12 protein-coding genes are annotated in these 15,391 nt (G+C 69.9%); 11 read left to right on the plus strand and 1 reads right to left on the minus strand.

What is annotated here, in order from left to right:
- Positions 1-9: 9 nt before the first annotated feature.
- Positions 10-1,275 (minus strand): glutamate-5-semialdehyde dehydrogenase, encoded by a 1,266-nt coding sequence (locus APZ21_RS12910; RefSeq protein WP_054813516.1) that lies wholly within the window; start codon positions 1,273-1,275, stop codon positions 10-12.
- 212 nt (positions 1,276-1,487) lie between these two features.
- Here APZ21_RS12910 and APZ21_RS12915 point away from each other — a divergent pair, with 212 nt between their 5' ends.
- From APZ21_RS12915 to APZ21_RS12965, 11 genes are all read left to right on the plus strand, one after another.
- Positions 1,488-2,366, plus strand: a complete 879-nt coding sequence (locus APZ21_RS12915; protein ID WP_054813517.1) for a ribokinase — start codon at positions 1,488-1,490, stop codon at positions 2,364-2,366.
- 127 nt (positions 2,367-2,493) lie between these two features.
- Positions 2,494-3,687: an aminotransferase class I/II-fold pyridoxal phosphate-dependent enzyme gene (locus APZ21_RS12920; RefSeq protein WP_054813518.1), complete on the plus strand. Its 1,194-nt coding sequence runs from the start codon at positions 2,494-2,496 to the stop codon at positions 3,685-3,687.
- A 94-nt stretch (positions 3,688-3,781) separates the two neighbouring features.
- The gene (locus APZ21_RS12925; protein WP_054813519.1) at positions 3,782-5,131 is read left to right on the plus strand and encodes a type I glutamate--ammonia ligase; all 1,350 of its coding nucleotides are present in this window, start codon (positions 3,782-3,784) and stop codon (positions 5,129-5,131) included.
- Between the two features lie 162 nt (positions 5,132-5,293).
- Positions 5,294-6,517: an RtcB family protein gene (locus tag APZ21_RS12930; RefSeq protein WP_054813520.1), complete on the plus strand. Its 1,224-nt coding sequence runs from the start codon at positions 5,294-5,296 to the stop codon at positions 6,515-6,517.
- 51 nt (positions 6,518-6,568) lie between these two features.
- Entirely contained in the window at positions 6,569-8,692 is a 2,124-nt protein-coding gene (locus APZ21_RS12935) for a RecQ family ATP-dependent DNA helicase (protein WP_054813521.1), read from the plus strand.
- 130 nt (positions 8,693-8,822) lie between these two features.
- On the plus strand, positions 8,823-9,776 hold the full coding sequence (gene ligD / locus APZ21_RS12940) for a non-homologous end-joining DNA ligase (RefSeq protein ID WP_054813522.1): 954 nt from the start codon (positions 8,823-8,825) through the stop codon (positions 9,774-9,776).
- A 172-nt stretch (positions 9,777-9,948) separates the two neighbouring features.
- Positions 9,949-10,899: a D-isomer specific 2-hydroxyacid dehydrogenase family protein gene (locus APZ21_RS12945; protein ID WP_054813523.1), complete on the plus strand. Its 951-nt coding sequence runs from the start codon at positions 9,949-9,951 to the stop codon at positions 10,897-10,899.
- A 91-nt stretch (positions 10,900-10,990) separates the two neighbouring features.
- Positions 10,991-11,962, plus strand: coding sequence for an alpha/beta hydrolase (locus APZ21_RS12950; RefSeq protein ID WP_054813524.1), 972 nt, complete (start codon positions 10,991-10,993; stop codon positions 11,960-11,962).
- A gap of 1 nt (position 11,963) precedes the next feature.
- The gene (locus APZ21_RS12955; protein ID WP_054813525.1) at positions 11,964-12,866 is read left to right on the plus strand and encodes an SDR family NAD(P)-dependent oxidoreductase; all 903 of its coding nucleotides are present in this window, start codon (positions 11,964-11,966) and stop codon (positions 12,864-12,866) included.
- A 7-nt stretch (positions 12,867-12,873) separates the two neighbouring features.
- Complete coding sequence (locus APZ21_RS12960) at positions 12,874-13,794, plus strand: hypothetical protein (protein ID WP_054813636.1); 921 nt, start codon at positions 12,874-12,876, stop codon at positions 13,792-13,794.
- A 23-nt stretch (positions 13,795-13,817) separates the two neighbouring features.
- Positions 13,818-15,344, plus strand: coding sequence for a flavin-containing monooxygenase (locus tag APZ21_RS12965; RefSeq protein WP_239476603.1), 1,527 nt, complete (start codon positions 13,818-13,820; stop codon positions 15,342-15,344).
- Positions 15,345-15,391 lie beyond the last annotated feature (47 nt).

The following is a 15,391-nucleotide window of genomic DNA, read 5'->3' on the forward strand; positions in this document are numbered from 1 at the left end:
TCTCTTAGATCACGCGGGCCGGATCTGACCTTCGCCCCACACGATCCATTTTGTCGAAGTGAGCTCCGGCAGCGCCATAGGGCCGCGGGCGTGCAGCTTCTGGGTGGAGATGCCGATCTCGGCGCCGAATCCGAACTGCTCGCCGTCGGTGAAGGCGGTCGAGGCGTTGACCATGACCGCCGCGGCGTCGACGCGACCGGTGAATTCCCGGGCCGCGGCCAGGTCAGCGGTGACGATGGCCTCGGTATGGCCGGTGCCCCACGTCTCGATGTGCGCGACGGCGGCGTCCAGATCCGCGACGATCGCGAGCGCGATATCGAGGCTGAGATATTCCTCACCCCAGTCCCGGTCGTCGGCGGGAACGAGGCCGGGCAGGTCGCCGTGCACGGTGACCCCGTGCCGTTCCAGCGCCTCGATCAGCCGCGGCACGGCGACCGTGGCGATGGCGTCATCGATCAGCACCGTCTCGGCGGCATTGCAGACGCTTGGCCTGCGGGTCTTGGCGTTGATCAGGATCTGCTCGGCCATATCCAGATCGGCGGCGGCGTGCACGTAGATGTGGCAGTTGCCGGTGCCGGTCTCGATGGTCGGCACCGTGGCGTCGCGGACCACGGCATTGATCAGGCCCGCGCCTCCGCGCGGAATCACCACGTCGACCAAGCCGCGCGCCTGGATCAGATGGGTCACGCTTGACCGGTCGGCGCTCGGCAGCAACTGCACCGCGTCGGCGGGTACGCCCTGGGCGGCGAGTGCATCGCGCAGCACGGCGACCAACGCGGCATTGGAATGCGCGGCCGAGGACGACCCGCGCAACAGGGCGGCGTTGCCGGATTTCAGGGCAAGACCGAAGGCGTCGACGGTGACGTTCGGGCGGGCCTCGTAGACCATGCCGACGACACCGAGCGGCACCCGCACCTGCCGGATCTCGAGACCATTGGGCAGCGTGGAACCGCGCACCACCGTGCCGATGGGGTCGGGTAGGCCCGCGACCTGGCGCAGACCCGAGGCGATGCCGTCGATACGAGCCTTGGTCAGCCGCAGCCGGTCGAGCAGCGCCTCCTCGGTGCCCGCGGCCTGCGCGGTCGCGATGTCATCGACATTGGCGGCCAGCACGGTGTCGGCGGCGGCGAGCAGCGCGTCGGCGGCGGCATGCAGCGCGTCGTTCTTCTGCGCGGCGGTGAGCCGGGCGAGGGCCCGGGACGCGACACGAGCCCGGCGCGCGGCCCCGTGCACCGCCTCACGGGTATCGGACTCGGTCGTCGTTGCTGCCGTCATACCCGACAGCCTACTGATCGGCCGTACATCCCCCGCGCGCGCGTGCGGGGCTATGGGGCTATCCGGACGCGTTGTTCCCCCGCGCGCACGCACCCGCGCCGGGCACATCCCCCGCGCGCGTGTGGGGCTCGTCCGGGCCGTGCCCTTGGCCGGTGCCCCCTTGATCGGCGATGACCCGCGCCCCGCGTGCGATAGGGATAGCGTCGGCCGGTATGACCACCGGACGCGACCTGCCGTCGATCGCCGTACTCGGCAGCATCAACATGGATCTGGTCACCACCACCGAGCACCGCCCGCGACCGGGTGCGACGGTGCGCGGCACCGGGTTCGCCACCGTGCCCGGCGGCAAGGGCGCCAATCAGGCCGTCGCCGCGGCGCGGGCGGGCGCGCGGGTCGATTTCGTCGGCGCGGTGGGCGACGACGTCTTCGCGCCCGCACTGCGCGCGACGCTCACCGAGGCCGGGATCGGCATCGGTCACCTGCGCACCGAACCCGGTCCCAGCGGAGTCGCCACCATCGTGGTGGACGGCGACGGGGAGAACAGCATCATCGTGGTCGGCGGCGCCAACGCCGCGCTCACCGAACTCGGCGCGGCGGATCTCGCGGTCATCGCCGCCGCAGATATCCTGCTGTGCCAGTTGGAGATTCCCCTCGACACGGTGGCGGCCGGAATAGCGCACGCGGCGGCGCACGCGACCACCGTCGTGCTCAATCCGTCACCGGTGGCCGCACTGCCCGCCGAAGTGTGGGCCGATGTGGATGTGGCCGTGGTCAATTCGGGTGAGGCGCGCGAACTCGGCGCGGCACTCGCGGGGGTGGCGCACGTGGTGACCACGCTGGGCGGTGACGGCGCGCGGTACCGCGGACCGGACGGTCTGGTCATTGCTCGGCCGAGTTTTCGGGTCGAGGTGGTCGACACCACCGGTGCGGGTGACAGTTTCACCGGCGCGCTGGCCGCCGCCTGGCATCGCGGACCCGAGGCGGCACTGGAGTACGCCTGCGCGGCCGGGGCATTGGCCACAACGACACTCGGCGCGAGCCGCTCGATCCCGACGGCCGCGGCCATCGACTCGCTACTCGGCCGCTCCTGAGCCTCGCGCGCGATGCCGCCGAAGGAGCCCGCGCGTTCGACGGAAGCGCCGCGCGCCACGCGCCACGGTGGTTGAATCAGCACGATGTGTGCTCTCGGATAGCTATATCCAGTGAAGGGAGTTCTACGTGATTCCCACTGTCGCGGAGCAGGTGCAGTTCCGGGTCGACCGTTTCCAGTACGGCCGGGTGGTCGGCGAATGGGGCGGCAGGCACGTCGCGCACGGCCGCACACCGGGGCCCGACGCCGTACTGCTGAATCAGGATGACTACCTACGCATCTCCGGGGACGACCGCATCGCGCGAGCGATCGGCGACGCCGTGGCCGCACCGCCGGACACCTCGGCCAAACCCGCGTTGGAACGCGCGTTGGCCGACCATATGCGAGCGCCCGCGGGAGTGCTCTGTCAATCCGGCTGGCAGGCGAATATCGGGCTGTTGCAGACGATCGCCGATCCACGCACCCCGGTGTACATCGACGGTCTCGCGCACATGTCGCTGTGGCAGGGCGCGAAGGTCGCGGGCGCGCCCCTGCATCCGTTCCGCCACAATTTCCCCGCCGATCTGCGCGAGAAGATCCGCACCTACGGTCCGGGCGTCATCGTGGTCGAGGCCATGTACGGTGGCACCGGCAGTCGCAGCCCGCTAGCACAACTGTGCGACGTGGCCGAACAGACCGGAAGTCTGCTGGTGGTGGACGAATCGCACACCCTAGGCACCGACGGGCCGCTCGGCGCGGGCGGTGTGGTCGCACTCGGACTCGCCGAGCGGGTGCCCTTCCGCACCGCGAGTCTGTCCAAGGCGATGGCGGGCCGCGCCGGATTCGTCTGCGTCAACGGCACCGACTTCGTCGACTACTTCACGATGGAGTCCTATCCGACGGTCTTCTCCACCGATCCGCTGCCGCACGAGATCGCCGGACTGGCCGCGGCACTGGATATCGTGCGCGCCGACGACTGGCGGCGGGAGCGACTGCGCGAGGTGTCGGGACAGGTCCGCACCGCGCTCGCCGCGATGGGCTTCGAGATCGGCGCGGTGGCCTCCCCGTTGATCGCCCTGCCCGGCGGACCCGACCAGCGGGCCATCGCCATCCGCGATTTCCTCGAGGAGCGCGGCGTATTCGGCACCGTGCTGTGCCCGCCGTCGACCCCGCGGCACCGGACCCTGATCCGCTTCGCCCTGCACGCGGGTCTGTCCGATGTCGACGTCGAGCGGATCGTTCTCGCCTGCGAGCAGGTGCGCGAAACCTTCGGCACCGTGCCGCCCGCACCGATCGCGCCGCGCGCCGACCTACCGGTCGCCGCCGGTCGGGCGGCACGCTGAACGCGCCGCGCGACACGCGAACGGACCGGCGCGCGAAGCGTATTCGATCGCGGCTGCCGGTCGCGAGCCGGTGCGCCGCCTATCGTTGACGACCATGCCGACCACCCCGGAGTGCATCCCCGACCACGACGCCTCGATCGGTCACGTCGACGCGGAGATGATCGCACTGTCGTTCGTCGACAACGCGGGCATCACCCGGGTCAAGACGGTGCCCGCCGCGCGGTTGACCCGCGCGGCGCGCTTCGGTGTCGGGGTTTCGCCCTGTTTCGAGACCTTCACCTTCGACGACGTGATGTCGATGGGACGGTATCTGGGCGGCCCGGACGGCGACCTGCGGATCATCCCGGATCTCGGCGCACTCACGGTGCTGGCGTGCCAGCCGGGGTGGGCGTGGGCGCCCGCCGACAAGTACGTCCAGGAGGGCGACCGATTCGTCGGATGCCAACGCGCGTTCGCGGCGCGGCAGGTCGAGGCGGCGCGGGCGGCCGGACTGCGGCTGTCCATGGCATTCGAAACCGAGTGGTCGCTCGGCATGGCCGGTACGAGCGACTTCGTCCCCGCCTTCTACGGCCCCGCCTACGGCATCACCCGACTCGGATCGGTCGCGGGCTACGCCCTGGATCTGGTGGCGACACTTGGCAGGCAGGGTCTCACGGTCGAGCAGTTCCATCCGGAATACGCACTTGCGCAACTGGAATTGTCGCTGGCCCCGGATGGTCCGGTAGCGGCGGCCGACGCCGTGGTCCTGCTGCGGCACACCATCCGCCAGGTGAGCGCGGACGCGGGCAGGCGCGCCAGTTTCGCCCCCTGTGTGGAAGCCGAGGGCACGGGTTCCGGCGCGCACCTGCACTTCTCGGTGCACACCGCCGAGGGATCGCTGTTCGCGGGCGGCCCCGGCCCCTACGGCATGCACGCGCGCGGCGCGGCCTTCCTGGCGGGAGTGCTGCGGGAACTGCCCGCCCTGGTCGCGGTCGGAGCGGGCAATCCCGCGTCGTTCCTGCGTATGCGTCCCTCCCGGTGGGCGGGGGTCTGGCAGTGCTGGGGACGCGAAACACGCGAGGCGGCACTGCGTTTCGTGACCGGAGTGCGCGGCACCGAGGAATGGGCGGCCAATGCCGAGATCAAATGCTTCGACGCCACCGGCAATCCGTATCTGATCGTCGGCGCGGTGATCGCCGCCGGACTCGCGGGTATCGCCGACGACCTGCGCCTGCCCGCCGAGATCACCGGCGATCCGGCGGACCTCGACCCCGACTCCGCGGTCCCGCGACTGCCCACCGGCCCGGCCGAGGCCGCGGCACACCTGGCCGACTCCGCGGTGCTGGCCGCGGCGATGGGGCCGGAACTGCACGACGCGCTGGTGACCGTGCGGCGCGCGGAGGCGCGGCGCTGCGACGGGGCGACACCGCGCGAGCTGGTGGAACAGACCCTGTGGCGATTCTGAGGTGATCACCGACGCGTGCCGGAGCGCCGGTCGCGGCGGCGGCCTCCGGTAACGCCGAGCGCGTCTACCCCCGCGCCCGCGGCCGTCCGAGCGAAATTCGGATGCGCGGCGACCGTCCGGCTTTCTACCGTGGACGGGGTAGGAGATCGAAAGGATCGAACGATGTTTCCCGTCGAGTTGCCCGGTACCCGGGCGCGGACGCTGATGTGGGCCAACGAGCACGAGATCGAACCCGCCGCGGTGCGGCAGCTTCGCAATATCGCGCAACTCGAATGGGTACACGGCGTGCGCGTGATGCCGGATGTGCACCTCGGCAAGGGCGCGACGGTCGGTTCGGTCATCGCCATGCGCGACGCGGTCGCCCCCGCGGCCGTCGGCGTCGATATCGGCTGCGGTATGGAGAGCGTGAAGACCGACCTCACCGCCGCCGATCTGCCCGACGACCTGCGCTCGCTGCGCCGGCGGATCGAGGCGGCCGTACCCGTCGGCTTCCAGGCGCACCGCGAGCCGGTCGACGTGGCGAAGCTGAACGCGCGCTCGGGCGTCTCGCACGGCGAGTCGGCGCGCCGGGTCAACGGCTGGCAGCGCTTCTGGCAGTCCTTCGGCGCTCTGCACCCGGATGTGCAGAGCTTGCAGAGCAAGGCGGGTAAGCAGCTCGGGTCGCTCGGCGGCGGCAACCACTTCATCGAGGTGTGTCTGGACGAGCACGACGGGGTGTGGGTGCTGTTGCATTCCGGCAGCCGCAATATCGGCAAGGAACTCGCCGAGCGGCATATGGCCGTGGCGCGGACGCTGCCGCACAACCGCGATCTGCCCGACCGCGACCTGGCGGTGTTCGTCTCCGGCACCGCCGAGATGGACGCCTACCGGCGCGACCTGACCTGGGCGCAGGAGTACGCCGCGCGCAATCGCGCGGTCATGCTCGCCCTGGTCTGCGGTGCGATCCGGGACGAGTTCGGTGAGCGGGACGTGCGGTTCGAGGCCCCGATCTCCTGCCACCACAACTATGTGAGCGAGGAGGAGATCGACGGCGTGCCGATGCTGGTCACCCGCAAGGGCGCGGTGCGCGCGGGCGCGGGCGATCTCGCGCTGATCCCCGGCTCCATGGGCACCCGGTCCTACGTGGTGCGCGGTAAGGGAAATCCGGCCTCGTTCTGCTCGGCCTCGCACGGCGCGGGTCGGCGCATGAGCCGCAACGCCGCCAAGCGCCAGTTCACCGTGGCCGACCTCATCGCCCAGACCGCAGGGGTCGAGTCACGCAAGGACGCGGGCGTGGTCGACGAGATCCCGGGGGCGTACAAGGACATCGATGCCGTGGTCGATGCCCAGCGCGACCTGGTCGACGTGGTGGCGACCCTGCGTCAGGTCCTGTGCGTGAAGGGCTGACCCGCTCCGGCCGGATCTCACCTGTCGGTCGGTTGCGGCACGATGGACCCCATGACCTCGGTGAGTTACGACCTGCGGGATCGGGCCGAACAGTTGCTGCGCGACCTGGCCGGGCCGTCCGCGCGACTGCGCGAGGACCAGTGGACCGCCATCGAGGCGCTGGTGGTGCGTCGGCAGCGGGCGCTGGTCGTGCAGCGCACCGGATGGGGCAAGTCGGCGGTGTACTTCATCGCCGCGAAACTGCTGCGCGGCGCGGGCCGCGGGCCGACAGTGATCGTGTCGCCGCTGCTCGCGCTCATGCGCAATCAGGTAGCGGCGGCCGAACAAGCGGGCGTGGTCGCCGCCACCATCAATTCCGGCAACGTCACCGAATGGGGTGAGATACACCGGCGGGTCGCGGCGGGCGCGGTCGACGTGCTGCTCGTCAGCCCGGAACGGCTCAACAATCCCGACTTCCGCGATCAGGTCCTGCCGGAACTGGCCGCCGACGCCGGTCTGGTGGTGATCGACGAAGCGCACTGCGTCTCGGACTGGGGTCACGACTTCCGGCCCGACTACCGGCGCATCCGCACCCTGGTCGCCGATCTCGGGGCCGATATCCCCGTGCTCGCCACCACGGCGACGGCCAACGACCGCGTGGTCACCGATATCGCGAGCCAGATCGGCCCGGAATTCGACCCGGCCTCGGGACGCCGTTCGGCCGAAACACTCGTGCTGCGCGGCACTCTCGACCGCGAGTCGCTGCACCTGTCGCTGATCCGCTTCGACGACGCCGTGGAGCGCACGGCGTGGCTCGGTGATCATCTGCCCGCGCTGCGGGGTTCCGGCATCGTCTACACGCTCACCGTGGCCGCCGCGCACGATCTGGCCGACGTGCTCGCCGACCGCGGTCACAAGGTGGCCGCCTACACCGGTCAGACCGATCCCACCGAACGCGAAGCGCTCGAGGCGGCATTGCTGAACAACGAGGTGAAGGCGTTGATCGCGACCTCGGCGCTGGGGATGGGCTTCGACAAACCCGATCTGGGCTTCGTGGTGCACGTCGGCGCGCCCTCCTCGCCCATCGCCTACTACCAGCAGGTGGGGCGCGCGGGCCGCGGCACCGACCGTGCCGAGGTGATCCTGCTGCCCGGCCCGGAGGACGCGCGGATCTGGAGCTATTTCGCCTCGGTCGCCTTCCCGCGCGAGCACGTCGTGCGCGCGGTGCTCGACGCGCTCGAATTCGACCGGCCACTGTCGACCGCGGCGCTGGAACCTCGGGTCGAGTTGAATCGCTCCCGGTTGGAGATGGTGCTCAAGGTGCTCGACGTGGACGGCGCGGTGCGCCGGGTCCGCGGCGGCTGGATCGCCACCGGCTCGGACTGGGTCTACGACGCCGAACGCTACGAACGGCTCGCCGCCGCCCGCGACGCCGAACAGCGCGCGATGGTCGATTACCAGTCCACGGCGGACTGCCGCATGAACTTCCTGCGCCGCCAACTCGACGATCCCGGTCTGCCCGCCGATTCCGCGCCTGGCTGCGGACGCTGCGACAACTGCACCGGCGTGCGGCCCGACATCACCGTCGACGCCGCCTCGGTCACCGCGACCCGCGCCCGCCTGACGCGCCCGGGTCTCGACCTCGCCCCCCGCAAACAGTGGCCGACCGGACTGAACACGCTCGGCATCCCCCTGTCGGGCAAGATCACCGCGGGCGCCCAGGTCGGTCGGGCGCTCGGCAGGCTCACCGATCTCGGCTGGGGTCAGCGCCTGCGCGCCCTGCTCGACGCACCCGACGATCCGGTGCCCGACGCCGTCTTCGATGCCTGCGTCACGGTGCTGCGCGAATGGGATTGGGCCACTCGCCCGGTCGCCGTCATGGCACTGGAGTCCCCGACCCACCCGGTGCTCACCGCGACCCTCGCCGCCCGGCTCGCCGAGGTGGGCCGCCTGACCGACCTGGGCACACTGATCCGCCGCCCGGACCGTCCACCGGTCTCGGCGGCCAACTCCGCCCACCGCGTGGCCGGCCTCTACGAGGCGTGGGAGGTGCCCGACCTCACCGACGTCGGGGGTCCGATCCTGCTGGTGGACGCACTCACCGACACCGGCTGGACCTTCACCCTCGCCGCCCACGCTCTCCGCGCCGCGGGCGCACCCGCGGTCCTGCCCTTCGCCCTCGCCACCGTCACCTAGTCCGGCCCACGCGAGCGGGCATTCCGCCCCGAGCGTTCCCACTCGGCGGATGCCTCGGCCTGCTCGCGCCGCGCGGACACCCGAATCGTGTCGGCGAGTACGGGCTGGATGTAAAGGCTAGGGTCGCAGGGTGGCCGGTAAGTCGGGAACGCCCGCGATCGAACTGGATGTCGGACCGCATCGGGTGCGCATCTCCAATCCGGACCGGGTGTATTTCCCCGAGTCCGGCGCGACCAAACTCGATCTCGTGCGGTACTACCTGAGCGTCGGCGACGGGATCGTCAACGCGCTGCGGGACCGGCCGTGCATGCTGCACCGATTTCCGAAGGGGCTCGCGGGCGACAAGGTGCACCAGAAGCGGTTGCCCGCGGGAGCGCCGGATTGGATTCCGACCGTGCGGGTGTTCTTCCCGCGCTACGGCCGCCACGCCGACGAACTGTGCGTCTCGGAATTGGCGGATGTCATCTGGGCCGTGCAGATGTCGACGGTGGAGTTCCATCCTTGGAACTCCCGGCGCTTCGATACCGAACGTCCCGACGAGTGGCGTATCGATCTCGATCCCATGCCGGATTGTCCGTGGTCGCGGGTGCGGCGGGTCGCGGGCGTGGTGCACGAGGTGCTCGACGAACTCGGCGCGGTCGGCTGGCCCAAGACCTCCGGCGGCCGAGGGCTGCACGTCTACGTGCGTATTCGGCCCGACTACGGATTCGCCGAAGTGCGGCGCGCCGCACTGGCTTTCGCGCACGAGGTGGAGCGGCGCGCGCCGCGGGACGTGACCACCACGTGGTGGCGCAAGGACCGCGATCCGCGCATGCTGTTCGTGGACTACAACCAGAACGCGCGCGATCACACCATCGCCGCCGCGTACTCGGTGCGCGGGGTTCCCGCGGCCACGGTGTCGACACCGGTGCGCTGGGACGAGATCCCGAATATCGATCCGCGTGATTTCACCATGTCGACCGTGCCGCGGCGCTACGCCGAGATCGGCGACCTGCACGCGGGCATCGATGACGCGGTCTTCGATATCGCGCCCCTGCTGGCCTGGGCCGATCGTGACCGGCTCGAGGATCCGCCGGAGGAGTGACCGCGCGCCGGGCACGCGCGCGACGGCCGGACCCGTGGCGGCGAGGACGTCGGCGCGCCGGGGTGGTCGCGGGCGCGGTGATAGGTTCGGCGGTGACGGGTATCGGCCCGTCCAGGTCGGCGGGGAGGGACCCGACCGGCCGTGGTCGGTATTCGGCGAGGAGGTCCCCGCGATGAGCGATCCGGTCGTACCGGTGGCGATCGGCCCGGTCGGGCAGGCGCCGACACTGCTCGCGAAGGCGGTGGTCGAGGGCGGCGCGGCGCTCACCGACCTCGCGGAGGCCAGGGGCCTGATCTGGGTGGGCCGTCCGGCCGATTTCCCGCGCGAGCTGCCCGACACGGTGGAATGGGTGCAGTTGCCCGCGGCCGGTGTCGAGGACTGGTTCGCCGCGGGAGTATTCACACGGCTGCCGGGAATCCGATTCACCTCCGCCGCGGGGGCATTCGCGGCCAGCGTGGCCGAACACGCGCTCATGCTGCTGCTCGCGGGTGTGCGCTATCTGCCCGAACAACTGCGGGCGCGCAGTTGGCGGCAACAGGATTTCTTCCCGCACGTCGGCTCGCTGCGCGGCAAGACGATCACGATCGTCGGCGCGGGCGGCATCGGCCGCGCGCTGATCCCCCTGCTGACCCCGCTGGGCGCGCACATCATCGCGGTGACCAGGTCCGGTCACCCGATCACCGGCCCCGGGATCGCGGACGCGGTCGAGACCCTGCCCGCCGATCAGCTGCACAAGGTGTGGGCGCGCACCGATCATGTCGTGGTGGCCGCGCCCTCGACGCCCGACACCCACCATCTGATCGATGCCGACGTACTGTCGCGGCTGAAGCCCTCGTCGTGGGTGATCAACGTGGCGCGCGGTCCGCTCATCGATACCGACGCGCTGGTGGCGGCGTTGTCCTCGGGCGCTATCGGCGGTGCGGGACTCGACGTCACCGACCCCGAACCGCTGCCGGACGGCCATCCGCTCTGGACGCTGCCGAACATCATTGTCACGCCGCATGATTCGAATCCGCCGCAGCTGCGGATGGCCGCGTTCGCCGACCATGTCGCGGAGAACGTACGTCGGTTCACCGAGGGCCGGGAGTTGCTGGCCCCGATCGATCCGGCTCGCGGGTACTGACCCGCGAGAATCACACTGTCCGACACCTCAAGTAACACCTTTTATCAATGAGCCATTGACAACTGGCACATTAATAAATGATCCTTAGCTCATGACATGGTCAACGACGACCTCGATCCCCCCGCCGTCGACGCGAGCCGTACTCGCCGCCGTGGCCGCCGAGTACCTGATGCGACCGGTGAACTGCGCGATCCCGCTCAATCCCCCCGGCATCCGCATCGCCCGCGCGCTCATCGCAGGCATCATGGCGACGGCGGGGCCGGTCCCCACTGGCACCTCGGTCACCTCGGTCTCGACGGGCGCGGTCCGGGGCGAATGGGTGCGGGCGGCGGGTGTGGGTTTCGGACCGCGCGCCGTCTACTACATCCACGGCAGCGGATACGTGCTGTGCTCGGTGCGCACCCATCGCGCACTCGCCTCGCGACTGTCCCGTCGCACCGGACTGCCGGTCTTCCTCACCGACTACCGACTCGCCCCCGAACATCGCTTCCCGGCCGCGGCCGACGACGTGGAGGCGGGCTACCGCTGGCTGCTCGGCGGGGGTATCCGCGCGGAAGACATTGTCATCGCCTGTGATTCGGCGGGCGGACATCTCGCGCTCGACCTGCTCGTCGAGAACGAGCGCGCACGGCGGCCGCAACCGGCGGCCGTGGCCATGTTCTCCCCGCTGCTGGATCTGACCTTCACCCTGGCCGCCGCCGCGGAACGGCGCCGTCGCGATCCGCTCATCTCCGCCGCGGCCGCGGCTCGGCTTCCCCGCCACTACACTCGCGGCCTCCCCGACGACACGCCCCGCCTGCGGCTGCGGGTTCCGTACGGCATCGACCTACCGCCGATCCTCGTCCAAGCGGGCGGCGCGGAAATGCTCAGTGCCGACGCACGGGCGCTGCGCGACATGGTGCGCGCGGCGGGCGGAACCTGCGAACTGGAGATCTGGCCGGGTCAGGTGCACGTCTTCCAGGCGCTGCCGCTGCTGTCACCGCAGGCCGATCCCGCACTGGACCGGGCCGCGGCGTTCCTGCGGGCCGCCATGACCGAACGCGCGAGCACGGAAGCGAGCTGACATGGGAATATTCGGACTGGACAGACTGCTGCCGGGCGGATCACCGCGCACCCGCGACGCGCGCGCGGTGGTGACCGGCGCGGGCAGCGGAATCGGCCGCGCGTTCGCCGTGCAGATCGCGGCGCGCGGCGGGCGGGTGATCTGCGCCGACATCGACAGCACGCGGGCGGCGGAGACGGTTGCGCTGATCGAACGCGACCATCCGGGCGTCGCCCACGCCTTCGCCTGCGATGTCGCCCGGCGCGACGATATGCAACTGCTCGCCCATTTCGCCGAGACCGTATTCGACGGACCGGTCAGCCTGGTCGTCAACAACGCGGGCGTCGGCATCGGCGGCCGACACGTCGGCGATATCGGTTTCGCGGACTGGGAATGGGCGCTCGGCATCAACCTGTGGGGCGTGGTGCACGGCTGCGAGATCTTCGCACCGCAACTGCGCGCCGCGCGCCGCGGCGGCATCATCAATGTCGCCTCCGCCGCCGGATTCGCCGCCGCGCCCTCGATGGCGGTCTACAACGCCTCCAAGGCCGCGGTGATCTCACTGTCGGAGACCATGGCCGCCGAGCTGGCGGCCTCGAATGTCGCGGTGACCGTGCTGTGCCCGACCTTCGTCAAGACCAATGTGGCCCACGACGGCCGCATCACCGACGGTTCCCGGCACCTGGCCGAAACCCTCATGCGCTGGACCGGTTTCGGCCCCGACCAGGTCGCGCGCATCACCCTGGACGCGCACGACCGCGGCACGCTCTACGTGCTGCCGCAGTTCGACGCGCACGTGGTCTGGCGGCTCAAACGCTGGTTCCCCGCCCAGTACACCTACGCCCTCGGCCTGCTGGACCGGCTGCTGCCGCAGCAGGCATCCACCACCGGCGACCGCGCGCTCGCCGACAAGACGGGAGTCTGACATGGCCATCGCCATGGATTTCGACGATATGCTCGCCAAGATCAAGGATCGGCAATGGGCGCTGGCCGATATCGAATGGGACGCGCCCGGCGCGGACACCGTCTCGCCCGAATTGCACGCCCGGCTAGCGCCTTTCATGGCCGATCTGATGTGGATCGAGAATGTCGGCGCGCGCGGTTTCGCCGCCATGGCCAAGAAGGCACCGACCGAGACGCTGCGCGAGATCTACCGCTATTTCCACGCCGAGGAGCAGAAGCACGCCAATGCCGAACTCGCGCTCATGCGACGGTGGGGCATGCTCGACGGTGACGCGATCCCGCAGCCGAATGTGAACGTCAAACTCGTCATCGATTTCCTCGACAAGTATTCCGACGAGATGTCGCTGTCGTTCCTCGGCACCGTCATCCCCATGCTCGAGGTGGCCCTCGACGGCGCGTTGGTGAAATTCATCATGGACGAGATCGACGACCCGGTCTGCCAGGAGGTGTTCAAGCGCATCAACGCCGACGAATCCCGGCATCTCGCCGTGGATTTCGCCGTGATGGACGTGCTCGGTCACGCGCGGCTGCGCACACTGATGATCGAACTGGTCGGCGGGTGGGTCAAGCCGACGTTCCTCATCGGCGTGCTCAGCTATGTGCCGCTGCTGAACAAGATGCGCGACAATATCGTCGCGATGGGCGTGGACGAGGAGAAGCTCTATACCGCGCTCAAGCGCTACCGCACTGTCGGTGAGCGCAGCGAATTCGCCCGCCGCCTGCCCATGTACCAGATCGTGAAGACGCACGGCGGCTGGGTCGTCGACCGCGGCCACCCGTATCACCTTTTCGCCGACGCGCTGGTACGGATCACCGCGCGAGTGCCGAAGAGGTTGCTGCGCGAGGACCCGACATGGTCGAAGGAACTCACCTACGAGCCCGCGGCATGAACGGGCGAAAGGATTCCGCGACCGTGGGCGAGAACTCGGTTCGGGCACCCGGCCGACTCGACGTGGCCGTGATCGGCGGCGGATTCGCGGGTGTCGGCGCGGCCATCCGGCTGCGTCAGCGCGGCATCACGAATTTCGTGATACTCGAACGCGCCGGCGCGCTCGGCGGCACCTGGCGCGACAACACCTATCCCGGCGCGGCCTGCGATATTCCGTCACGGCTGTACTCCTATGGGTTCGCCCCGAATCCGCACTGGTCGCACACCTATTCCGGCAGCCGCGAAATATTGGATTACATCGAGTCGATGGCGCGGCGTTTCGATCTCGCCCCGCATATCCGATTCGACAGCACGGTGACCGGTGTGGCCTTCGACGAGGCCGCCGGACTGTGGGAGGTTCGGGTCGAGGGGAGCGCGGAGCCGGTGCGGGCGCGGACGGTGGTGCTCGCCTCGGGCCCGCTGGCCAACGCGAGCCTGCCCCCGATCCGTGGTATCGAGGACTACCGCGGTCATATGATCCACAGCGCCCGCTGGGACCACGACTACGACTTCACCGGCAAGCGGGTGGCCGTGGTCGGCACCGGGGCCAGCGCCGTGCAGATCATTCCCGAACTCGTGGAGCGGGCCGCCGCGGTGAAGGTGTTCCAGCGCACGCCCGGCTGGGTGCTGCCCCGGGTGAACCGGCGCACCGGTGCACTCACCAAGGAGATCTACCGGCGGGTGCCCGCGACCCAGACCCTGGCACGGCAGCTGTGGTTCTACGGTCACGAGTCGGTGGCGCTCGGCGTGGTGTGGAACACCCCGCTGACCAGGGTGGTCGAACTGGTCGGCAAGGCGCAGTTGCGCAGGCAGGTCAAGGATCCGTGGCTGCGCCGTCAGCTCACCCCGGACTTCCGCGCGGGCTGCAAACGGCTGCTGATGACCGACGACTACTACCCGGCGCTGCAACGCGAGAACTGCAAGCTCATCACCTGGCCGATCGCCCGCATCAGCGAACACGGCATCCGCACCGCCGAAGGCGTGGAACACCAGGCCGACTGCATCGTCTTCGCGACCGGATTCGACGTCTCCAAGACCGGCACGCCGATTCCGGTGGTCGGGCGCGACGGGCGCGTGCTGGCGCGGGAGTGGTCGCGCGGCGCGTACGCCTACCGGAGCGTCGCCGTGTCGGGCTATCCGAATCTGTTTCTCACCTTCGGTCCGAATTCGGGTCCGGGACACAATTCGGCGCTGGTCTACATGGAGGCCCAGATCGACTACATCGTCGGCGCGATCGAGACGATCCTCAGCCGCGACCTGCGGCTGCTCGACGTGCGCCGCGACCGCCAGGACCGCTACAACGCCGCCATCCAGCGCAGACTCGCCGCCACCACCTGGAATTCGGGCTGCCGCAGTTGGTATCTCACCGAGGACGGCTTCAACGCCACCATGTATCCGGGCTTCGCCACCCAGTACGTGGGCCAGTTGCGCGAATTCGACCCGCGCGACTACGAGGCCGAGCCGTTCGCGGCGCGCGCCGACCAGCCGCGACAGGCTGCCGTTCCCAGGTGAGGGCGCTCGGCGATCCGGCGGTTAGACTCGCCTCAGCCGAGTCACCG

The sequence above is a fragment of the Nocardia arizonensis genome, from assembly GCF_001310275.1.
Lineage (GTDB): Bacteria > Actinomycetota > Actinomycetes > Mycobacteriales > Mycobacteriaceae > Nocardia > Nocardia arizonensis.